This window comes from Streptomyces corallincola (genome assembly GCF_019104725.1).
Classification (GTDB): domain Bacteria; phylum Actinomycetota; class Actinomycetes; order Streptomycetales; family Streptomycetaceae; genus Streptomyces; species Streptomyces corallincola.
On the sequence record NZ_JAHRXF010000030.1, the window covers coordinates 44421 to 68323 of the forward strand.

The following is a 23903-nucleotide window of genomic DNA, read 5'->3' on the forward strand; positions in this document are numbered from 1 at the left end:
AACAAGCCACCAAGGACCGGCCCATGATCCACTCCGAAGACTTCCTGGATCACATCCGATTCCCCGAAGTCCACGACCTCCTCCACGCCTACGCCTCAGCGGGATACGCCTTCACGGACACACCCCAAGAACCAGGCGAGGCCCTCCAGTCCTACATCCGCCAGGCCGTCCGCGCTCCCGGCCTGCTGGACACGGTGATCGCCGAGATCGACGACCTACTGGCCGTCGGCCTGTTCAGCGAGCAGATCGCAGACGAGGTCGCCACTCTCCCGCACATCAAGCCACCCGCCGATCGCACCGTCGAGCAGTGCCTGGCCCTCGCCCGAGACCATCTGGACCGGATCCGGCACGGCGGCGACTACGAACACGCGGAGACTCCCCGCACACATTGGGAGTGGGCCAAGCAGTTCCCTGAGGTCCAGGACCTGCTGGGTGGCTACTTCCACCAGAACTTCTCAAAGTTCTACGCGTCCCACCGAGAAGCCCTGGCCGACTACCTCGACGCCAACGGTCCGGAGACGATCGACGAAGCAGCCAAGGAAATCGGCACCCTCCTGGCCCTGGTCGAGGGCGACAACGAACTCGACCAGGCGACACAGATCCTCGGCCTCCAGGTCTACCCGCCAGAGGACGTCCCTCTGCGCCGCTGGCTCCGAGACATGCAAGGCATCCTTCAACACCGACCGCGTCCGTAGTCCGGCCGAGCGAGGGCATGTGCCATCGCCCCGGCGCACCGCGTGGGCAGCATAGGAGCGCGCCTCTCATGCGCGTCCTGGTCTCATTTCTGGTCTCATTCACCCCCGTCCGGCCCCATCCGGACGGGCCCGCCCCGAACGCTCCGCCGCAGGTCAGGACGGGTACGGCCTCCGCCGGACCCTCGGACGAACATGTGGAAGGCGTGTTGGGGGCAACCCCTCACGAGTTCGAATCTCGTATCCTCCGCCAGTGCCTCACCGGGCACGATGTCGAAGGGCCATCCCACCGGACACGGGGGAGGGGAGACCGCCGTGGTCCCGGATGCGCTGCACGAGAGTCGTCGAAGACCGAACTGCCGGAATGGATCAGGATCGGCTGGGTCAATTCGCCTTTGTTGCAGTGCGGATGACCCCGTTAGGCTCCGCGCATGCTGACTGCTGAAGCGAAGGTGTCGCTCACCGGGATCAAGCCGACCGGTGAGCCGCACCTCGGCAACTACATCGGGGCGATCAAGCCCGCGCTGGAGTTGGCGTCGGGTGCGGAGTCGATCTACTTCATCGCGGACCATCACGCGCTCACCTCGGTGCGTGACCCCGAGCTCCTGCGCCGGTGGACCCGCTCCGTGGCGGCTACCTGGCTGGCGGCCGGCCTGGACCCCGAACGCACGATCTTCTACCGGCAGTCGGACGTCCCCGAGATCTTCGAGCTGCACTGGATCCTGTCCTGCTTCAGCGCCAAGGGGCTGATGAACCGCGCCCACGCCTACAAGGCCGCACGCGACCGCAACCGCGAGGCCGGGAACGAGGACCTGGACGCCGGGGTCAACATGGGGCTGTTCAACTACCCCGTCCTCATGGCGGTGGACATCCTCATCATGGACACCGACCTGGTGCCGGTCGGCAAGGACCAGCTGCAACACGTCGAGTACGCGGCGGACATCGCCGGCGCGTTCAACGCGGTGTACGGCGACACGTTCAGCCTGAAGCTGCCGAAGGCGGTGGTGCCGCAGGAGGACAGCGGCCGCACCCTGCCGGGGACCGACGGACGCAAGATGAGCAAGTCCTACGGCAACACCATCCCGCTGTTCGCGCCGACCGCGGAGCTGCGCAAGGTCGTGCGGAAGATCCCGACCGACAGCACTCCGGTCGAGCAGCCGAAGGACCCGGACACCTCCGCCGTCTTCCAGATCCTGCAGCACTTCGCGACGCCCGAGGACACCGCGGCGGTCCGGTCCCGACTGGAGGCCGGCGGGATGGGCTGGGGCGACCTGAAGAACACACTGCTGGTCACGCTGGACGGCAGGCTCGCCCCCATGCGGGAGCGTTACGACGCGCTCATGGCCCCCGGCAGCGAGCTGGACGAGCTGCTGGCGGTCGGGGCGTCCAAGGCCCGGGCGCGGGCCAAGCCCGTACTGGAGCAGGTCAGGAAGGCAATCGGCATCGGCTGAGCACGCTCCTCAACCGCGCCGCACTACGGCTTCGGCGACCAGGTCCGCGCCGTGCCAAGCGGTGGTCCACTTGCCCGGCAGGCAGACGACCAGGTTGCCGACCCGTCCCCAGCCAGGGGCGGGTCCGCCCGGGTCGGCAACAACTACCGACGGATTCGGCGTCCGGCCCTGGGCTTCCGCCACCTTGCCCCGCGTCGAGGTCCGCGTCCTCCCAGTGCAGACCCAGTGCCAAGGTCACGACCCACCGCGCGCTGTTGCGAAGCTTGGCCACCTCTACAAGAAGGCTCTGCACCTTCTCGATCGTGTGCGGCTCGATGTCCTCCTCTTCGATGCGGGGCGCCTTGGCCATCTCCGCCGCGTTCGTGACGACGTGCCCCCGCCGTACGGCTTCACCACGGGCGACCCGGATGGTGCGGTGGACGTGGTGGGCAGTACCGGCGGAGCTGCCGGACTCCCGCATCCTCCGGTGGAAGGCTTCGAGGTGTTCCGGCTCCAAGCGGGCGAGCTTGTGCGCGTCGAGGCCGGGAACGAGATGCGGCACACATCTCAGGCAAGCAGATCCAGCAACCGACTGGCTTGCCGCTCTGCGGTGCCGGGCGGGTTTCTCGGGTTGTCGGCGTCGTCGGAGGCCAGCAGGAACAACCAGACAAGTGCGAGAAGCCGACGGCAGTCCACCAGCCGTACCGATTCGGTTCTTGTCAGGTCGAAGTGCGCGAGGAATGCCTCGACAGCCAGCGGGTGTTCCACCCAGCTGCCCACGTGCTCAGTGATCTCCGCAAGCTCGAAGGCACGATCGCTGAGACCCGAGTCCTCGAAATCGACGACCTGGACCTGGTCGCCGTCCCACAGGTAGTTCGCGAGGTTGCCGTCTCCGGGCCCGAAGACGTTGGGGACCTCTGGGCGACCAGCGGATTCCAAGGGTGACTGGGCGAGCCAATCCATGCCACGGTCCATAGCGCGGCCCACCTCGTGGTTGACCCGGGGCCGAGCTTTCGGGAACCAGGAGTGCAGGTGGGCGATGAGCTCGTCCTGGCGCCCCGGCCTGAGAGGTACCTCGGCCAGAACCTCAGGCGGCACGGCCTCGTGCATCCTCGTCACCGCGGCCGCCAGCGCCTTGATCTGGCCGCCTTCGAGAGAGCGTCCCCGCAAAGGCATGCCGACCAGCCTGGACATGACCACCGTAGGGTTTGCCGCTGAAAGATCCGACTCCCACGGATCAGGAGCCAGGCCAGGCGCATAGGTTGCGAGCAACGTCAAAGCCCGCCACTCGCGCTCACCTCGCTGACGATCCCCGCTCCGGAACCGCTTGGTCACCGAATCGGGCCGCAATTCGATTTCGTGAGTGCTCCGTTGACCGGACATGAGAGCGATCCTGTCGTCGCTGCCACGAACCGCGTGCCCCACCTCGCTCCTCGGGGCTGTCGGTATGGGTCAACCGATGTCGAAGTGGCGGGACACCTCGTCGATCGTGAAGCGGGCTCGCAGCTTGCAGGCGGAGTTCTGGTTCGCGAAGAGGCCCGGCCGCCAGAACGCCCTCGCCCTCGGCACCGACCGCTCCCAGACGACGGGGACGATCCACTCCCGGCGGTCCCCGGTGGTGCCGCTCTCCGCCGCCGGTCCGCTGTCGGGCCGGTAGCCGCCTTGGAGCGGGAGGTCGGACATCTGCCGACTCTCGTCGGCCACGGTGAGGACAGCTTCGTCAAAGGGGCGGGGCTCACCGGACACCGTTCCCACGCCCACGTAACCCACCTTGGGGATATGGGTGAACAGCCGGGCTCCCACGGGCAGGGAGCGGATCGTCCGGGAGAACCACTCCCCGCCGCCGGCCGACACAAAGCCGTACTGGCGGGCGTCCTCCCAGCTGCGGCCTCCTGGTTCGTCGCCGAAGGAGACGTACCAATCCGTGCCGTTCCACAGCTCCTGCTTGGCCCGCCTCGTGGTTCCCACGGGCGCCACGGACGCATCGGCATCGTCGATCAGCCAGGTGCGGGCCAGGTAGGACCGGCCCTCGTCCTCGAAGTAGCGGAAGAACAGCACGTTGAGGGGGACCTGGTAGCCGGAGGCCAGGTAGGTGACCATCCGCTCGGTCGCCGCGTCAACCTCGCTCGCGACGACCGTGAGGGTGTGGGTGCTGTTCAGCTCCTCCGGCGGGCTGCCGCCGAAGCGCAGCGCGAACGCCTCGTCAAGCTTTTCCGCCAACCCTCGGCTTCGAGCGTAGACACTGTAGATCTCACGCACCTGCTCATTGCTGAGGTCCTGCACCCAGGAGCCGTAGTCGAGCAGCTGGGCGACGACCTCGCGGGGCGTGCGGTCACGTTTGAGTTCCAAGACGTGCAGTGTGCCCTCGGCATCCACGCCGAGCAGGTCGATGACCTTGCCGTGGTCGGTCTGCACCTGCCGACCGATGAGAAGCAGCGGCTTCCCCAGGATCTCCGGGTCTGCCTCTATGAGCTCCTCCAGCCGGGCCTCCAACCGCATCGGCCGCATAGCGACCCGCACCGGCTTGTCGTCCACCCTCCACAACCCGAACTCCAACGGCACCGTGCGCCCCTCCCTCGATCCGGAATCCGCGACAAGCCTGCTGAACTTGCCGCGAGATCCCGTAGATTGGCATGCCCTGCCACAGGGCTACCAGCCCGTGCGAGTTCTTCTCTGTCTGCCCAGGACCAACTGGCGAACGCCTCGGACCAGCCACTTCGCGCCAGACCGATCCGCTGCACGCGGCACCCAGTGATGCCGCCCGGTACTGGCCCCCCATGACTTCGCCCGCACAGAAAGACTTCGCGCAGGCCGCACGAGCCGTTGCGGGTAGGCGCATGGCAGCGGTCTTCGATGAGGGCATGCAGGCGGCCGACCACGCCGCTGCCAATCTCGGTTCGGGGGCTGGGATCTCGGTCGCACCCACCGGGATCCAGCAACTGATCAACAATGCCATCCAAGTCGGCTACGCCACCGCTCTTCAGAATGTACGCGACGGCAATTTCGACGGAGATATCCGAACGTGGCCACGCCGACCTGTCCGCCGAATGAGGCAGGGCCGACACCCGACGAGCACTGGCCCACTGCCGCACTACCGTGGGCGTCAACGTCCATCGTGAGCGCAGGTCCGCATAGCCACACCGGCGCAAGCGCGCCAACAACCTTCCGGTTCAGGCCACGCTCTCTTGCCTTTTGCCGCACTCGGTCGAAACTTTGCCCTCCTTTTGCCAGCATCGCGACCGCAAACCGCTTGAGTTCATTAGCGTCTTCTGGCCGATCAGCCGACTCAGGGGGAACAGACGACGACATGGGCGACCACAGCGACGGCAAGATACTCGACATCAAGATCGCCGATCTGAAGGCTACGGCCCCACATTTCCACACGCACAGCTCCGACCTGGCGAAGGCGCTGACCAAGCTGAAGACCGGTCTGGCGGCGGCCGGTTCGCCGTGGGGCGATGACGAGCAGGGGCAGAAGTTCCACGAGCACTACGGCCCGCGCGTGACGAAGATGGAGGCCGCTGCCGGGATTCTCGCGCTCGGCCTGGCCAGCATCGAGGCAGCCATGACCGATATGGCCGACGGCCATATCGACAACGAACTGCTCGTCCGGTCGATGTTCGGCAAGATCAAGCCCGCCCCGCACGACGGCAACGGGACCGCGCAGTGAGTGCAGCCGACAAGACCAAAAAGATCGTCCAAGACATGACCGGCATGTGGTGGCCGGATGCCGACGAGGGCGGTCTGCGGGATGCGGCCACGGTGTGGCGGGGCTTCGCCGACGACTTGGAGAAGGTCACCGCGGCCGCGAACAAGTCGGCGCGCGGCATCATCGAACACAACAAGGGCGAGGCGATATCCGCCTTCGACGACCCGTTCTGGCGCCGTTACTACTCTGACGGCCACGGCTGGCTGCAGGACATGATCGACGGCGCCCGTGACATGGCCAAGGCCCTCGACCAGTACGCCGACGTCGTCCACGAGGCCGTCAAGCACCTCGAACACGAACTGGAGATCGTCGGCGCCACCATCGTCGCCGGCACCGCCCTCGCGGTCTTCACCCTCGGCATCTCCGAAGGCGCCGCAGCAGCAGCCACCGTCTCCATCCTCGAACTCTCCGCCACCCTCGGTGTGACCGTCTCCACCGAGATCGCCACCATCGCCGGCACCACCCTCGCCACCGCGGCCATCGGTGGCCTCGAATCGATCACCATCGACCTGGCCGTCACCCAGCCCGTCGCCGTGGCCACCGGAGAGAGCAAGGGCCTCAGCCTCGACGAGGTCAGTAACTCCGCTCTTTACGGCATGGCGTACGGCGGCGCCTTCGGAGCAGGCGGAAGCACCGCCCGAATCGTCGCCGAGAACGGCGGTATGGAGGGCCTGTTCAGCGGCTTCCGCCTGAACAGCGCGGCCCTCGACGAGATGGGCAAGTCCCGTACCTGGAAGCTGATCCAGTCCCCGGACTCAAAGATCCCCGCAGCCCCGGCGCGGGCCGGGGACTACGAGTTGGTCTCGGGCGACCCGGTCTACTTCGGCAGGAACACCACCACGGTGGGCTACGACGAGCGCACCCTGAACAACCTGCAACGGGTCGCCCGCGTCCCCGGCGTCCACGACGTGGTCATCCACGGCACGGACGAGGGGGTGTTCGTCCCCGGCCGCGTCAACGCCGCGGGAAAGACCCTGACGGACTTCGAAGTGCACCCCAACCACATCGCGGACGCCATCCGCAGCAATCCCAACTATCACGGTGAACCGGTGCGCCTCATCTCCTGCTACTCCGGCGCCGACGCGAGACCGCCCGAGCTGCCCCTCGCGCAGTCCCTCGCCAACGAGCTCGGCGTGGCCGTGACGGCGCCCACGAGCAAGGTGGGGACGTCCCCCCAGCTCGGCCTCAACCAGACCCCCACCATCGGCAACAATGGCTACTGGCGCACCTACCTGCCCGTGGTCCACTAGCGGCAGGCTCACAGGAGTGAACATGATCAAGCGAGCGGGCTTCTACCGGGAGATCGGCGGCCGGTCGGCGACGCCGGACGACGCGCCGTCCCTCCGTGATGCCGTGCAGGACAGTGGGCCCTGGGACGAGGACCGCATCCTCGCCTACCTGGAATCGGCCCCGGAGATCTACACCACGATGGGCGCCGAGCGTGATGCCCTCACCGGCGACGAATGGATCACGGGCGCCGGCTCGCTCGTGACCGATGGCACCTGGCTGTGGCCGACCGACCTGGTGCACTACGTACGCCGACACCACGCGGCCCTGCCGCAGGAGTTCCTGGACCACATCCGGGCCACCAACTACACGGTCCCCACCGTGCCCGACGAACAGGCGCGGTACATCTTCCGGGGGGAGTTCCCGGAGAGCGCTCCTGCCGCGAGCACGTCCAAGGCCGCGGGGTTCTTCACCTGGTACGTGCCGAAGCTGAACAGTGCGCGAGCCCGACAACTCCTCACGCGTCTGGAGACCGCCGGGCTCTCCGTCGTGCACCCCCTCACGAACGCCCTCTTCGGATTCCGTGAGACGCCGACCGGAAACCGTGATCCGCTGATGGGCGACGGCACGGCCTTGGCCGACGCCTTGGCCGACGACCGCTGCTCACGGGCCGAGTTCACCTGCTGGAAGGGCTACGACCAGTCCCTCACCGGCGTCGTGCGACGCACGGACGAGACGACGCAGAGCATCACGCTGCGCCTCAGCGATGTCCCCGCGACCGATCGTGAGGAAGCGGTCGCGGCACTGGTGCACACGCTCGACCAGAACACGGCCGAGTGCCTCGGGTTCGTCATCGACCGGACCGGCGCTTCGGCGTCCCAGGACTGGGACCGCATCCTCGTCGGCAGCGGAGGGCACTTCACCGTGTGGCCCGACACCGTCGGCATCCTGCGGGACCGCGTCGGCAACCACCCCGAGCTGGCCGACAGCAGGCCAACCGCTTACGGACCACTCGACGTCTTCCACCGCGCCTGAACCCTCGACCGTCCCTCCCGGGGCCTGCCCACGCTGCTCAGGAGGTGACAGCACCGGCATCACCGCCCGGTGCCGGTGGTCTCGGTCCTGGTCTCGTTCACGGCCGTCCGACGCCGTTCTAAGGGGTCTCCTCCACCAGCTCCGCTCCAGGTCGGGACACACGCGTCCCCCGCCGTAGGTCCCGCAGATCTCGGGGTCGGAGCAGGGCACTTCGCACCCGGGTGAACCGTTGTGGGGGCCGGGCTCGTGTAGGGGGCAGCGGGTTTGGGGTGGGGCGGTGCGGGTGGGGGCGGTGGTGGTCCCTTCGTGCGGTTGCCGCCTCGGGTCCGTTCCGGCCGGTATTTCCGTCGAGAGGTCGTCGTGCACATCCACCCCGTGAGCCCGGCGGACGCGCCGCGGACCGTCGCCTTGCAGTGGAACTCCGCCACCAGCACGCTGATCGTCGCGCTCGCCGAGCTGCTCCTCATCCTCTTTCTGCTGCTGCGCTGGCTGGTCAAGCGGCAGGGTGGCATACGGCGGGCCTGGCGGCGGCTGAAGCGGGAGGTGCGGCTGACGCTGTCCGCGTTCTCCGCGCCCGTACGGGAGTTCCTGCGGTTCCGCGCGCAGATACGGCAGCTCCACCGGCTCGTCGCCGCCCCCGCTCCCGCCGCCGTCGTCCACCGCGCCCTCGACGGCGCCGACAGCTCCCTCTCCCCCGCCGGTTCCGGCGCCCACTCCTTCGCCGCGCGCGTACGGCCCGGCACCCGGTCCCTCGCGGGCGAGGTCACCGTCTACGTCGCCGGGCGCGGTCTCGCCCGGCCCGCCCCGCCCTGGACCCCCGACCACACCGGGCTCGTCTGGTCCGCCCGGCCCGAGGACTTTCCCGAGATCGACCCCGAGGACCTCCCCGAGGACGCACCCGAGATCGACCCCGAGTCCGAGTCCGGGGCCGCTCCCCTCACTCGCGCCCTCATCCCCCTCGGGCTCGACGGCGGGGCTCTCGTTCTCCTGGATCTGCTGCGCGGGCCACGGGTGCTGAGTGCCTACGGGGACCGTCGTGCCGGGCGTTCCTTCGTGCAGGCCGTCGCCGCCTACCTGGATCTCGTCGGCGGGTCCGTCGAGGTCGTCGTCACCCGTGGAGTTCAACCCCGTTACGACGGGCCCGAGTTGAGTGACGTGCTCGACCGGCTGGAGGCGTCGGCGCTCGCCGGGGCCGACGCGGAGTCCCCGGCCGTACGGCCCGTGGTCGTCGTCTGTGTCTCCCCCGACGCCGAGCAGGGCGCCCGGCTGACCCGGCTCGCCGCCGGTGGCGTGCTCCTCGCCGTCGTCGCCGGGTCCGTCGCCGGGCACCGGCTCGACGTACGGGTCACCGGGCGCGGTGAGATCCGCGCGCCCGGTCTCGGCCTCGCCGCCGACGCGGCACCGCTCGCCCCCGCCGTCGCCCGCCTCGCCCGACGCACGCGGCGCCGCCCGACCGGTCCGGGTGGACCCCCGGGGCCTTCGGGTCCCGCCGTGCCCAAGGAGCCGGGAGGCGGCGCCCATGTCGCCGAGGCCGTCGGTTCCGATCAGCGGGACGTGCCGTCGGAGGCCGCCGACTCCGGTGCCGACACGGGGACACCGGATACGAGGACACCGGACACCGGGACACCGGACACCGGGACACCTGACACAGGGACACCGGTTACGGTCACGACCACTGCCGCGACCGCCGATGAGGTCGAGGTCGCCTCAATCCCCGTGCCGGTGAACGGACGTGAGTCCGGCGCCCCCGCCGGAACTAGCGTCCCCGCCGGGACCAGCGTCCCCGCCGGAACCGGCGTCCCCAGTCCCCGTGGTCTCGGTCCCGGCTCCCGCGCCTTCAACGCCTCGCTGCGGCGGCCCCGGCCCGCTGTTCCCCGCCCGTCGCAGGGCCCCGTCGAGCCGCCCGCCGACGCGATCCGGGAACTGTTCGCCGAGCCCGAGGTGTCCCACGCGTCCGCCCCGCCCGCGCCGGAGCGCAACGCCGAGGGGCGTACCGGTGCCGTGGCGGAGAGGCCGGAGCGGCCGTGAGGTGCCCGCCCGGCGGCCCCGCGCCGTACCGGGGCCGCCGGAGTACGGCGCGGACGCCCGGGCCGCGCACGCCGTCCCGCTCCGGGTCGTACCGTCCCGGCACCGGTCCCCCACCCGCACCGCACCCCACCCCGTACCGCCCCATCCCCACCACCCCCGTCGGGTGCCGTCGTCCGAGGAAGGACATCCGGTTGTGAAGCTTCTGGTCAGTACTGTCGCCGGTGGGCGGGGGGAGACGCGGGACGTGCTGGTGCACGCGGCGCCCGGGACAGCGGTGCGTCGGCTGGCGCCGCAGTTGGTCGCCGCGCACCAAGGGGTGGACCCGGAACCCGGAACGGCCGCCGAGGACGTGGCGCTGTATCTCGGGGACCGGCTGCTCGACCCCGACAGCACGCTCGCGTCGGCCGGGGTGCGGGACGGCAGCACCATCGGTATCGGCGGACCCGTGCGGCCGTCCGGCGGGCGGTTCGGGCCGGAGCGGCACGCCATGCCGACGCCCGCCCGGCCGGGTGCCGCCCCGGTCGTCGAGTTGCAGGTGATCGGCGGCCCGGAGGCGGGCCAGGTGTACGAGCTGGCACTCGGCACGCATCTGGTGGGCCCGGCCGAGGGCGGTTCGGTGCGGCTGGCCGGACCGGGTGTGCCGGACACCGGAGTGCGGCTGACCGTACGCCCGGACGGCACCGTGATCGCCCTGCTGCCCGAGAACGACGCGCAGGTGCGGCTGTCGCTGCCCGAGCCGCCGCCGCCGCGTCCGCGCGCCGACGTGACCGCGCTGCCGCCGGAGCCGCCCGCGCCGGAGCGGCCTCCGGTGGACACGGACGCGCCCGGTGCCGTACCGGAGGGCTGGACCGAGTGGCCCCTCGACGGTGAACTCGTCCTGGGCGAGCACCTGTTGCGCGTGGCGCGGCCGACGCTCGCGGACGCGGCCGTGGTGCCCTCCCCCAAGGGCACCGGGCTGGACTTCAACCGGCCGCCGCGCCTGCTGCCGCCGCTCCAGCCGGAGACGTTCCGGCTGCCGGGTCCGCCGTCGCAGCCGAGCCGCCGGCCCATCCCCTTCCTCATGATGATCGCGCCGATGTTCCTCGGTTTCGCGATGGTCTACTTCTTCCACTCGTACTACTTCCTGATGTTCATCCTGCTCAGCCCGATCATGGGCTTCGGCAACTGGATCAGCGGGCGGCGCAGCGGCCGGAAGGACTTCGTGCAGTCGGTCGCCAACTACCGGCTGCGCCGCTCCTCCCTGGAGGCCGACGTACGCGCCAAGGTGGACGCCGAGCGCCGCGTCCGGGTGGCGTCCTCGCCCGACCCGGCGACCGTGGGCCTGATGGCGGTCGGGCCCGGCGCCCGGCTGTGGGAGCGGCGCCGCAGCGACCCCGACAACCTGATCCTGCGCATCGGCACCACCGGCCAGCAGTCCCTGCTCCAGGTGGACGACAGCTCGCGTGAGGACAACCACCGGACGGTCTTCTGGCAGATCCCGGACGTGCCGATCGGTGTGGACATGGCCGGGAGCCTGGTCGTCGGCATCGCCGGCGCCGAGGCGCCCGCCCGCTCGGTGGCCCGCTGGGCGGTGGCGCAGGCCGCCGTCCTGCACAGCCCGCGTGACCTGCGCGTCTGCATCCTCACCGACAGCGGGGCGGCCGACGCCTGGGAGTGGGCGCGCTGGCTGCCGCACGCCCGGTCCCAGGCCGGTCCGGGCGGGGACGACGCGCCGGTCATCCTGCTGGGCAACGACGCGGAGACGGTCGCCAACCGCGTCACCGAGCTGATCAACACGATCCGGGTCCGCTCGATGTCCCGGCAGGCCACCCTGCGCGGCGCGCTGCTCAGCGAGCCGGACATGCTGGTCGTGCTGGACGGGGCGCGCGAGCTGCGGGACGTGCCCGGCATGGTGCAGGTCCTCAAGGAGGGCCCGCAGTACGGCATCTACCTCCTCTGCATCGACCGCGAGGAGCGGATGCTGCCGGAGGAGGCCAACGCGGTCGTCGCCGTCGGCCGGGACACCCTGACCCTGCGCCGTACCGGTATGCCGGACGTCACCGGCATCCGGCCCGACCACGTCACCCCCGAGTGGGCCGAGCGGCTGGCGCGCGGGCTGGCGCCGGTGCACGACGTGACCCCGGAGGCGACCGGCGGGCTGCCCGACCGGGTGTCGCTGCTGGACCTGCTGGACCTGGAGCCGCCGACCGGCGAGGTGATCGCGGAGCGCTGGAAGCGGCGGCCCGCGTCCACCTCGGCCCTGGTCGGCCAGGGCTTCGACCGGCCGACCGTGCTGGACCTCGTCAAGGACGGCCCGCACGCGCTGATCGCGGGCACCACCGGCTCGGGCAAGTCCGAGCTGCTCCAGACCTTCGTGGCCTCGCTCGCGGCCGTGAACCGGCCGGACGAACTGTCCTTCGTGCTCGTGGACTACAAGGGCGGCAGCGCCTTCAAGGACTGCGTGCGGCTGCCGCACACCCTCGGCATGGTGACGGACCTCGACAGCCACCTCGTGGAACGGGCGCTCACCTCGCTGACCGCCGAACTGATGCGGCGCGAGCACATGCTCGCCGAGGCGGGCGCGAAGGACCACCCGGAGTACCGGGCGATGCGCCGCCGTGATCCCGCGCTGCGCGCGATGCCGAGGCTGCTGCTGATCGTGGACGAGTTCGCCACCCTGGCACGGGAGTTCCCGAACTTCCTGCCCGGTCTGGTCGGCATCGCCCAGCGGGGCCGTTCGCTCGGTCTGCACATGGTGCTGGCCACCCAGCGGCCCGCAGGTGTCGTCACCAACGACATCCGCGCCAACACCAACCTGCGCATCTCGCTGCGCGTCACGGACGCCGGGGACAGCCTCGACGTGCTCGACGTGCCGGACGCGGCGAGCATCTCCACGGCCACTCCGGGCCGGGCGCTGATCCGGCAGGGCCACCGCTCCGCGCTGAGCTTCCAGACCGCGTTCGTGGGCGCGCCGCGCCCGGTGGACGAGACGGCTCCGGGCGGGGGCGCCGCTCCGGCGGACGCGGCCGTGGAGCGTACGGAGGGCGCGGCGCCGGAGCCGGCCGCGCAGGGCACCCCGGCGTCACCCCCGGCCGGTTCCCCCGCCCCCTCCTCCTCCCGCTCCGCCGCGCCGGGTTCCCCGGCCGCCGACGGGCCGGGTTCCGCCACCGCCCCGGACGGCGAGCCCGTCCCGGACAACGAGTCCACGCTGTGGACCCTCCCGCTGCCGTGGCAGCGCCTCGGCCGTGCCGTGGAGTCGCCGGACGGGGACGAGGAGGACCTGGTGGACCTGGACGGCGAGGACGGGCCGACCGATCTGGTCGCGCTGGTGGACGCCGTGTGGGACGCGGCGCGGAGCACCGGTTTCGAGCCGCAGCCGAGTCCGTGGCTGCCCCCGCTGCCCGCCGCCATCGACCTCACGGATCTGCCCGCGCCGGGCACGCCGCGCAAGGACGGGCGGCTGGTCCCGGCGGTCTGGGCGCGGGAGGACCTGCCCGCCGCGCAGGCGCAGCCGCCGGTCCTGCTCGACCTGGACGCCTTCGGTCACCTGTACGTCCTGGGCATGCCGCGCTCGGGCAGGTCGCAGACGCTGCGCAGCATCGCCGGTGCCCTGGCCCGTGCCAACTCCTCGGCGGACGTGCACTTCTACGCGATCGACGCGGGCGGCGGCGCCCTCGGCGCGCTCGCCGACCTGCCGCACACCGGCGCGGTGGTGCCGCGGTCGGACCTGGAGCGGCTGACCCGGCTGCTGAACCGGCTGACCGCCGAGCTGGGTTCCCGGCAGGAACTGCTGGCGCGGCACTCGGCCGCCACCCTGACCGAACTGCGCGGTGCGCTGCCCGCGGCGGACCGCCCGGCGCACCTCATGGTCCTGATCGACGGCTGGGACACCCTGAGCGCGCTGGTCAGTGACATCGAGGACGGCCGGATGGTGTCCCAGGTCGGGACGCTGCTCCGGGAGGGCGCCTCGGCCGGTATCCACGTGGTGGCGACCTCCGAGCGGGCGCTGATGGCCGGGCGGATCGCGGCCCTCAACGACAACCGGCTGCTGCTGCGGATGAACGACGCCGGTGACTACTCGATGCACGGCATCGAACGGTCGCGGGTGCCCTCGTCCCCGCCGCCGGGCCGGGCGTTCCGCACCGACACCGGCGCGGAACTCCAGGTGGCGATGTTGCCGGGCGGGCCGAGCGGCCAGGAACAGGCCGAGGCCATGCGCCGGATCGGCCGGGAGGCCGCCCGCCGGGACCAGGACGTGCCGCTGTCCGCACGGCCGTTCCGGGTGGAGAGCCTGCCGTCGGCGGTGCCGTTCGCGGAGGCGTACGGCCGTACCAAGGTCGCCGACCGGCGGGTGTCCCGCGGGCTGCTGGGCATCGGCGGCGACGACGTGGCGCCGGTCTGGGTGGACTTCACCACGGTGGCGTCGAACTTCGTGGTGGTGGGACCGCCCGGTTCGGGGCGCAGTACGGCGCTGGCGTCGCTCGCGCTGTCCCTGCTGGGCGGCGGCACCGGCGTGGTGGCGTGGGCGCCGCGCGAGTCGCCGCTGCGTGCCCTCGCGGGCCGGGCGGGCGCACGGGTGATCACGTCCCTGATGCCCGCCGAGGAGGACGTGCGGGCGGCGCTGGAGGAGGTCGGCGGCGGACCCGCCGTCGTCCTGGTGGACGACGCGGATCTGGTGCCGATGACCCCGGCGGACGCGGTGATGCGGGAGATCGCGGCCTCCGGTCGGGACCGGGGGCTCGGCATCGTCTGCGCGGGTCCCGGTGAGGCGCTGGTGTCTCCGCTGAGCAGCTGGCTCGGGCAGGTACGGCGCTCGCGCAAGGGCCTGTTGCTGTCCCCCCAGTCCATCGGCGAGGGCGACATCCTCGGGCTGCGGCTGCCGCACAACCTGATCCGGTCCGGCCGGGTCACCGGGCGGGGCTACACCACCGACGACCGGGGGCGTCTGCTGACCGTGCTGGTCCCGGAGACCGACCCGGCACGCGACAGGGTCTGAGCCAGGCGCGGCGGAACGAGGCGCGGAAAAAGGGGGCGCCGGGCGGACATCCCGCCCGGCGCCCCCTTTTCGGCGGCCCCGCCGCTCCGGTCAGCCGCCGCTCTCGTTGATCTGGGTGGACAGCGTGGCGTCCATGTCGGCGATCTGCTGCTTGATGTCCATGAACTGCTTGGCGAAGTCGTTGATCTTGTTGACGACCTGCGTGAGCTGGACGGTGAACTGGCTGTAGGCGTGCTGCATGGCCGGGCTGGTCTGCTGCAGGAACAGACCGGAGCTCAGCAGCCCGTCCACGGAGTTGCGCAGCACCTCCAGCCGCGGAACCACATCATCGACCGCGCCGTTGAGCTGTTTCGAGACCTCGTCGACGGCCTTGTAATCGAGTTGTACGTTGTTGCCGTTAACAGGCATGACTGTCCTCGCAGGGTGATGGGTCGAGTGGGCTGAGGTTGGTGGGGCGGGGCGGGCGGTCCGGACCGGCCGTCGTTGGCGCGGTCAGAGCTTCCGGTTGGTGCCTCCGGTGTTGGCGCCGGTGTCGGTACCGTCGGAGGTGTGGGTCTTGCCGTCCCGGTCGGTGGTCTTCTTGTCGTCGTGGGCGTGGCCGTAGCCGCCGGACTCCTTGGTCCACACCGGGTTGTCGCCATCCAGGCCGGTGCCGCTGTAGACGGTCTTGTCGGTCCTGCCGCTCGTGTCGGTGACCACGTCGGTCTTGGTGCCGGTGCCGTCGGGGTTGCCGACCACGGTCTCCTGGACCGTGGAGCCGTCGGGGTGCTTCACGACGGACTCGTAGCTGCCGTGCTCGCCGAAGGTCGTCTTCTCGTGGTACTGCAACGTGCCGTCACCGTTGGAGATGGACGTCTCGTTGGAGTGCAGACTGCCGTCGGGGTTGTACGCGGACGTCGTCTCGTGCTTGCTGCCGTCCGGAGCGGTGTAGGAGTACCCCGACGGCTCCGCGCCGGGTTCGGGCGGCGGCTTGTGGGGGTCGGCGAGCGGGACACCCATCAGGTAGGGGTTGCCGTCGTCGTCGTACATGGTGACGGCCTGGTAGGTGTGGCTCAGCCGCTCCCAGGTGTCGTACGACATCTTCTTCGTCAGCCACATGCTGTGGGTGAACCCCGCGGCCTGCTCGTTGGCGATGGCCGCGTAGGAGGCGTCCTGGTCGAACCACTGCTGCGCGACCGCCGTGTAGGTGCCGCTGAGCGACTCCAGCAGTTCGGTGGCGTTCTTGAACGCGTTCTTCCAGCCCCGGCGGTAGCCGTCCAGGGTCTGGGCCACCCCGGGTCCCACCTCCCACCAGCCGAAGTCGCGGTGCCCCGCGTTGCTCTCCTCAATCCGGTGCTTGAGGGTCTCGATGTCGCGTCCCAGCCGGTGCAGCAGTTCGTAGTCGAGCACGATGTCCGGCACGTCGAGTCCTCCTTGTGCGTCGGCGCTCTCCCCCTCCACACGACGGGCGGGAGGTGTTTGGTTCACCGGGGCCGTCCGTGGCCGCCGAAAGCTGCATACGGCATGTTCCGGTTTCCGGCGGTGAACTCTCCCCCGGCCGGAATCCGTGTTCCCTGTACCGCGCGGTCCGTTGGCCGGTGCACGGCCACGGGCCGGGCGCGTGGCGCGTACCAGGTACGCCCCGGCCACGTGCCGGAAAGGCCGGAGCAGCCGGAGCAACCGGAGCAGCCGGAGCAACCGCAGAAGAGGGAGACGTCATGGGACGGCCGGGTGACTGGAGTCCGCTGGGGATGCACAACGACCCCACGCCGGGCGATCCCGACGTGCTCAGGGCGCTGCACACCGAGATGGAGACCCTCGGCGACCTCGCGCGTGAGGTCAACTCCGGTCTCGACCGGGTGCTCAGCAACTCCCAGGACGGTTTCGTCGGCCGCACCGCCGAGGCGGTACGCGGCAGGATCGACGGCCATCTGAAGGGCTTCATCACCGCGCTCGACCAGTCCTTCGCCATCGCCTCGCCCGCGACGCTCGACTACGCCAACGCCATGCAGGACGCCCAGGCGAAGGCGGACCAGGCGCTGTCCGGGGCCCAGGGCCTGGACAAGAAGGACCCGGCGCTGGACGCCTTCAGGCACCAGGCCCAGGCGGCGGGGGACGAGTGGGGAGACGCCGCTGTCCGGTACTCGGAGCGGCTGGAGGAGGCCGGCCGGCTGATCCAGCAGCCCGCCGACAAGTGGAAGATCCTCATGATGGCGCTGGGCATCCTGGCGCTCATCCTCAGCATCCTCGGCGCCATCTTCGGCGGCTGGGTCGGCCTGCTCGCCCTGGCCGTCAACGTCGCCCTGCTGATCAAGACCGCGATCGACTTCGCCCAGGGCAGGGCGAGCGGGGTCGATCTGGTGCTGGCCATCGTCGGTGTCCTCTTCCCGTCCACCAAGGGCATGAACGTCGGACAGCTGTACAAGGGCATCTTCAGCAAGCTGAAGGGGCTGCCCAAGACCCTGGGCGGCGGCGTCAAGGGCCTGGGCAACGGCATCACCCACCTCTTGACCAACCCCCATCTGCTGACTTCCATCGTCACCGGGTTCACCAAACTGCCGCGCCTCACCCTCATCGGTCTGCGCGCCATCGGCCGTTTCACGCTGAAGACCGTGAAAGTCGTCGTCGGCAATCTGAAGCTGATCGGCGGGGCGCTCGCCAACGACTTCCGGATCGTGACCGTCGGCGCCACCTCGACACTGGGCAAACTGGGGGTCTACGCCGTCAGCTTCGGCACCCGATTCGCGGTGACCGCCACGCTTCCGCTGGACTTCTTCGAGCTGGGCATCGGCACCCGCGCCGCGATCAAGATGGGCCTCGGCACCCGGCTCGGCACCCCGTGGGCCCGCCTGCCCCAGCCGGCGTTCGGCGGCGCCCTGCACGTGGGGTCGCTGGCCGGTTCTGGTCACCTCGGACTGGGCGCCACGGACCTGCACCTCGGCGGGGCGAACGGGCACCTGGGCGGCCTGACGACGGGTCTGGTCGAACCGCCCGGCAGCGGTGCCGGACTCGGCGGCCTCGGCGGCATCGGGCACGGGAATCCCGGGGGCCCGGGGGCGGGCCTGGGCGGGCTGCACACCGGCGGCACCGGGCTCGGCGGCATCCATCTGGGGCCGGGCGTGACCCCGGACTCGATGGCGCACACCCTCGGCGGGCTCGACCCGAACTCCTCCCTCTCCAGCCATCTGACCGCGCTCGACCACGCCACCGGCTACGACCGTTCCGCGAGCGGCCTGTTGCAGCCCTCGGCGGCGCACTTCGGCGGCATCGACCTCTCCCGCGTCGGCGACATGGGCGGCGCCGGGGGACACCTCGGCTCGGCGGCCACCGGCACCCCGCTGGGCGCCGGACTCGGCGGCCTGCACGCGGAGAACGTCGGTGCCCGCACCAGCGGACTGGGCCTGACGGCCAACGGGAGCGGACTCCACACCGCGATCGGCGACGGCATGTCGGGTATCCGGCTGGCCGAGGGACACGTGGCGGACTTCCACGCGCTCGGCCTGCCGGAGATGCGCCAGCTCGCGGACGGCCAGCTCAGCGTGACCAAGATGTCCCACGAGGGCATCACCATGCGCCTGGGCGACGACCTGCGCACCGCGACCAACCTCCACATGGACTTCAAGTCCATGTCCCTGACGAACGACGCGGGTACCAAGGTCGTCGTGGCCCCCGAGGTGCACGCCGCACTCGGCACCACGGACGCCCGAACCGCCGGGGCGGCCGGTACCTCCACCGCGCCGGGCACCGTCACCGGACTGCGCGGCGACGCCGCGCTGCCCCCGGCGGGTGCCACCCACGTGTCCGCCGGGCACGTGGACACCGCCGTGCCCGGCGGACACGTGGGCGAGACCCGGCTGCCGGGCACGCAGGGGAACTCCCTGCCGGGTACGCACACCGGCGCCGCCGACCTGCGGACCGGCGGTGGTGTCCACGAGCCCGGCGGCGCCGAGTTCCGGGCCGCGGACCTCAAGGGCGCCGACCTCAAGGGCGCCGACCTGCGGGGAAGCGACCTCAGGGGCGCCGACCTGAACACCCACGGACTGACGGGCGGCGATCTCAAGGCCGCCGACATCAAGGGCGGCGACCTGAAGGGGGCCGACCTCAAGGGCGCCGATCTCAAGGCGGCCGACCTCAACAGCACCGCGCGGGGCGTGACCCGTACCGGTGAGCCGTCCGGCGTGGACGGCGGTGTGCGGGCCACCGGCGGTGCCGGGCGGGGCCCGGACGGTGCGGGGACGACCACGGATCTCCGGGGCACCGGCACCGGACGGGCGGGCGAAGCCGACGCGCTCGACGGTCTCGGCGGGGGCCGTACCGGCACCACGGCCGAGGCGCACGGCGCGGAGGCGGGCGCCGGAAGCACGCACGCCTCCGGTGTCTCGGCGCACGACGGGCTGGACCTGGCCGGACGCCGTACCGGGACGGGCGACCTGTCCGGTACGGCGGGCAGGGCACCCGCCGCGGAGCACACGGCCGCGCACGCCCCCACCGCGTTCCCCGAGGAGCGCGTGGCCGTACGCCCCGAGGGACCGTCGGGTCACGGGACGGCGGAGGCGGCGCGCGCCCCGCGCAGCCGCTTCGAGGCGATCACCGGCGGCGTCGGCGGCAGGACCGGTGCCGAACGCATCGCCGCCTGGAACCACTACGAGGACACCGTTCGCCAGGCGGCGCGCACCGAGCGGGAGCTGACCGACCTCGGCGGCGGGCTCGACAAGCCGTCGGAGAACGTGGACCAGGCGGCGGCGAAGCTCGACGCACAGCAGATGTCGCTCGCGGTGGACGCCGCCGCCCAGGACCTGACCCGCCTGCACATGGACGTCAGGACCATCCAGGGCCGGCTGGACCAGCTCACCCCGCCCGCCGCCCGGCCGGGCCCCGACCGCACGCCGTCGTCGTCCGGCCCGGTCACCGACGCCCAGAAGAGCGCGGACTGGCAGGACTTCCGCGCCGGGCGGGACAACACCCTGCGCGACCGGCTCGACGTCGCGGCCCGCTTCGAGCACGGCACCGGTGATCTCGCCGCCGAGGTGGACGGCATCGCGGCGAAGTTCTCCCGCGAGGACGTGTTCGGCGGGCACTACCTGCGCGCCGACCGGCACGGCCCGGAGTACGCCGCACCGGAGAAGACCCCCCGGCAACTGGCCGAGGACTCCTACCGGCGTCAACTGGGCGACGCCTACCAGGCGTTGGCCGAGAAGACGCCCGGCGGACACGTGCCGCCCGAGACCTGGGCGGCGGTCCGCGCCGAGCTGCGCGAGAACGCCTCGACGCACTTCCACTGGGTGTCGGAACGCGAACGCGCCCTGGACGGGGTCGCGGGCGACGTCGAGAGGGCGGTCGGAGACTTCCGCGAACGCGACCTGTTCCAGGGCAGGTACCTGCCGGACGACGGCGGCCCGGCCGCCGACGCGGCGCTCCGCGAGGCGGGCACGAACCCGCTGGGCGCCGCCGAGGACGGCGCGAAGCTGCCCCCCGCCTCGCTGCCGGAGATCCGGCTGCGGACCGGCGAGGCGTACGCGCGCGCCGTGGACGACGCCTTCCGCGCCGACATGAAGCGCGCCCTCGACCACGCCGTCACGGGCGCCACCGGCGGCGACGCGCGCCTGCTCGGCCCGGCCGGTGACGGTCCGGGCGCCGCCGCCCGCACCGGAGTGGACGAACTGCGGGCCGGGCTCGGCGGCCGCGTCGAGCAGCTCAGCGACAGCGAGCGCTGGGCGGCGCACGCCAACGAGGCCCTGGACGGCGAACTGGCCAGGGCCGGGGAGGGCGCGGCGGGCGGGCTGCCCGAGCGGGTGCCGAGCGACGGCGCGGCCGACTGGGCCCGCACGTCGCTGCGGGACGACATACGCGCGGCCCACGCCGAGTTCCACGGCACCGGCACGGGCGGCACCGGCGCGGGCGGTACCGGGCGCGACTGGGACGCGTTCGTCCGGAACGCCACCGGTGAGCGGAGCCTGGCCGCCCGCCTGGACTACGCCGAGTTCCGGGACGTACGCGTGACCGAGGGGCACCGCGCGTTCGACGAGGCGGTGACCACGTTCGAGCGGGACCACTCCCTCGTCACCCTGAGCGAACACCAGCGTGAGCGGTTGCTGGCCGAGTTCGACAAGGGGCTGGAGAAGGCCGTCGCCGACCACTGGTTCGGGCATCTCGGCCGTGACGACTTCCGGTACGGCCGCCCCGGCGTGGAGGGCGGCCCGGCCACCGCCCGCTCGTGGAACGAGTCGTTCGGCGAGATGCGGGCGACCCTCGCGGCGCGCATCGAGCACGAGACGGCCCTGGACGAGGTCCTCGGTCGTTCCGCGGACGACTTCCACGGCATCGTCGGCCACACCGACAGCGTCGAGAGCTACCGCAACACCGTCCACGCGGACACCGTGGACGACCTCGGCAAGGACTTCCGCGAACGCACCGTCGAACGGTACGACCAGCTCTGGGCCGAGCACGAGCACGACATCAAGGCCTGGCTGAAGCACGAGGCGGACCACGGCGACACCTTCCACACCTCCCTCGCCGAGCGCGACGCGCGGCCCCTGCCGCGCGTCGAACACCTCGACCGCGCCCCGGAGCCGTCGGGCGCCGGTGCGGGGACGGCCGGGGAGCACAGCGTGCCGGAGGGCTCCGGCCGCGAGGCGCTCGCGGACGTACAGGCGCACGCCGGGGACGTACACGCTCCGGCCGCCCGGGACCTCCGCACGGCGGACCGCACCGACACCTCCGTCCCCGCGCCGGACCGCACCCCCGGCGCCGAGGGAGACCTGACCTCCCCGCACGGTCTGCAGTCCGAGCCCCCGGCCAGGCTTCCCGCCCCCGAGGTCTCCCGGCACACCCCCGTCCCGGCGGACGTGGCGGACACGGCCGCGGGCCGCGCGGGCGCGGATCTCGCCGGCGCCCGCTCCGGCACGGCCCTGCCGGACATCCACGTCCAGGCACCGCACACCGCGGGGACGCCGGGCGCGCCCCTCACGGAGGGCGCCCGCACCGGCCACGGCGACGGCACCCGTCTCGACAGCAACGGTCCTGACGGCACCCGTCTCGACAGCGCCGGTCCGGACACCACCTCGCTCGACAGCACCCGTCTCGACGCCACCCGTCTCGACGCCACCGGGTCTGCCAGCACCCGTCTCGACACCGCTGGTACCGACACCACCGGCCTCGGCACGACCCCGCTCGACACCACTGGCCTCGACACCACCGGTCCCGACACCACCCGTCTCGACACCACCGCTCCCGACACCGTGAGCGGCACGGAGCTTCCGGAAGGCGTCACGACGGCCGGGTCCGTCACCGGTGACCGGCAGGGTCCGGTGGCCGGTAAGCCCTTCGCGTTCGACGACTCGGAGACGGCGGTCACCGCCACACCCGCCACCACCGCCGCCGAGCACTCCGCGTCCATCCCGGCCACTGTCGATGCGGTCCGGGCCGAAGGCGTCGAGTGGACCGACGTACAGGCGCGTTGGCAGTCCGAGTCCCAGGTGACCGGAGTCGTACGCTCCACCGAACTGCGGCAGATCGACCAGGCCGTCGCCGGACTGCACTCCGAGGTCCAGCGCGGCGATGCCGCCGCGGCGCTGACCCGTACCGACCGGCTGGAGGAGGTGCTGGACGCGGTCCGCAACTGGCGCGAATCGAAGACGGGACCGAGCGTCCGGGACGCGGCCGTCACCGCGCTCACGGAGCGGGTGGAAATCCTGCTGGAGCGGGACGCCGACGTGTACGACGCCCTGTGGAAGAAGCGGGCGATGGGCATCGCGCAGGCGGCTCCCGTTGGCAGTGGCGCCTTCGACGACTCCGCTCTGCGGGCCCACATCCGGGACGCGGCCGACCGGGACGCGGCCGACATCACCTTCTCGGTGCACGTCAAGCGCGGTGCCCCGCTGTTCTCGCGGGACCTCGTGCTCGACGGCATGGTCGGGCACGCGTGGGTGGAGATCGCCCTTCCCGGCGGCGTCGCGCACGCGGTCAGCATGTACCCCACGAGCACCGAGGGCGGGCTTTTCACCCAGATCAAGGGCGTCAAGGCCGACATCGTGCGGGGCACGATGCACCAGCCCGACGTGTCGTTGGAGGTACGGATCAGCGCGGCGGACCTCGCGCGCGGTCTGCGCCAGGTGGAGAAGAGCCGGAGCACCCAGTACCAGCTGTTCTCGAACAACTCCGTGACCTTCGCGCGGTCCATGTTCCGCGCGGTCACCGGAGAGGGCATCGGCGGCTGGTCCACCACGACGACCGGCTTCGCCGACGACCTGACCGGTCGGCTGGCCCGGGAGACGGCGAACGCCGGGGTGACCGGCCTGAAGACGGCGGACACCGAGATCAGCAGTCTGGAGACCACGGACACCGAGACCACCAGCCTGGAGACCACGGACACCGAGATCACCAGCCTGGAGACCGCCGGCGCCGGGGCCGTGGACCTCAAGCCGGACGACCGGGTCGCCGTACCCGAGAACCCGGTATCCGAGAGCGCCGTGTCCGAGAGCGCCGTGTCCGAGAGCGTCGTGTCCGAGAGCGTCGTGTCCGAGCGGGAGGTTTCGCCCAGTTCCGTGGGCTCCGCCCCGAGGAGCATGAACATGGACGAGCTGCGCAACGAGGTCAACCTCCAGCTCCGCAAGGACAACCACCACGCCATCGTGGACAACGACACGGTCGCCGAGCACTACGACGCCCTGGACAGTCCGCTCGCCCGCCGCACCGTGCGCGGTGTCGCCCAGGAGATCGCCGGGCTCATCACGGGCAACGGTCGGGCACCCCGACTGCGTGGCGGTGCCGTGAGCCGGTCGGACCAGGCAGACACCCTGCACGCGGGCCCGAGCACCGCAGGCCCGAGC

The 23903-nt window shown here is 71.5% G+C and carries 12 protein-coding genes; 8 read left to right on the top strand and 4 right to left on the bottom strand.

Annotation, left to right across the window (positions count from 1 at the left end; all coding sequences use genetic code 11):
- Positions 1 to 23 precede the first annotated feature (23 nt).
- Together KUM39_RS19010 and KUM39_RS19015 are read left to right on the top strand one after the other, a co-directional pair.
- Positions 24 to 695: a contact-dependent growth inhibition system immunity protein gene (locus tag KUM39_RS19010; protein WP_217786901.1), complete on the top strand. Its 672-nt coding sequence runs from the start codon at positions 24 to 26 to the stop codon at positions 693 to 695.
- Positions 696 to 1123: 428 nt separating this feature from the next.
- A complete protein-coding gene (locus KUM39_RS19015) occupies positions 1124 to 2143 on the top strand; it encodes a tryptophan--tRNA ligase (protein WP_217786902.1) in 1020 nt (339 codons plus the stop codon).
- 546 nt (positions 2144 to 2689) lie between these two features.
- Here KUM39_RS19015 and KUM39_RS19020 read toward each other — a convergent pair.
- Positions 2690 to 3505, bottom strand: coding sequence for a phosphotransferase family protein (locus tag KUM39_RS19020; RefSeq protein ID WP_217786903.1), 816 nt, complete (start codon positions 3503 to 3505; stop codon positions 2690 to 2692).
- Positions 3506 to 3574: 69 nt separating this feature from the next.
- Entirely contained in the window at positions 3575 to 4684 is a 1110-nt protein-coding gene (locus KUM39_RS19025; protein WP_217786904.1) for an endonuclease NucS domain-containing protein, read from the bottom strand.
- Between the two features lie 745 nt (positions 4685 to 5429).
- Between KUM39_RS19025 and KUM39_RS19030 the strand changes: the two genes are divergently transcribed.
- From KUM39_RS19030 to KUM39_RS19050, 5 genes are all read left to right on the top strand, one after another.
- Positions 5430 to 5792 (top strand): hypothetical protein, encoded by a 363-nt coding sequence (locus tag KUM39_RS19030; RefSeq protein WP_217786905.1) that lies wholly within the window; start codon positions 5430 to 5432, stop codon positions 5790 to 5792.
- Positions 5793 to 5827: 35 nt separating this feature from the next.
- Positions 5828 to 7081: a WXG100 family type VII secretion target gene (locus tag KUM39_RS28265; RefSeq protein ID WP_246620385.1), complete on the top strand. Its 1254-nt coding sequence runs from the start codon at positions 5828 to 5830 to the stop codon at positions 7079 to 7081.
- A 22-nt stretch (positions 7082 to 7103) separates the two neighbouring features.
- Positions 7104 to 8093 (top strand): hypothetical protein, encoded by a 990-nt coding sequence (locus KUM39_RS19040; protein WP_217786906.1) that lies wholly within the window; start codon positions 7104 to 7106, stop codon positions 8091 to 8093.
- Positions 8094 to 8453: 360 nt separating this feature from the next.
- Positions 8454 to 10121: a hypothetical protein gene (locus KUM39_RS19045; RefSeq protein ID WP_217786907.1), complete on the top strand. Its 1668-nt coding sequence runs from the start codon at positions 8454 to 8456 to the stop codon at positions 10119 to 10121.
- A gap of 193 nt (positions 10122 to 10314) precedes the next feature.
- On the top strand, positions 10315 to 15096 hold the full coding sequence (locus KUM39_RS19050) for an FtsK/SpoIIIE domain-containing protein (RefSeq protein WP_217786908.1): 4782 nt from the start codon (positions 10315 to 10317) through the stop codon (positions 15094 to 15096).
- A gap of 90 nt (positions 15097 to 15186) precedes the next feature.
- On the opposite strand, the gene KUM39_RS19055 is transcribed toward KUM39_RS19050, so the two are convergent.
- Both KUM39_RS19055 and KUM39_RS19060 read right to left on the bottom strand, forming a co-directional pair.
- A complete protein-coding gene (locus tag KUM39_RS19055) occupies positions 15187 to 15504 on the bottom strand; it encodes a hypothetical protein (RefSeq protein WP_217786909.1) in 318 nt (105 codons plus the stop codon).
- Between the two features lie 84 nt (positions 15505 to 15588).
- Positions 15589 to 16497: a hypothetical protein gene (locus tag KUM39_RS19060; protein ID WP_217786910.1), complete on the bottom strand. Its 909-nt coding sequence runs from the start codon at positions 16495 to 16497 to the stop codon at positions 15589 to 15591.
- A gap of 296 nt (positions 16498 to 16793) precedes the next feature.
- Between KUM39_RS19060 and KUM39_RS28595 the strand changes: the two genes are divergently transcribed.
- Positions 16794 to 23903: pentapeptide repeat-containing protein (locus KUM39_RS28595; RefSeq protein WP_281425724.1), on the top strand; the 7110-nt coding region annotated here is incomplete at its 3' end.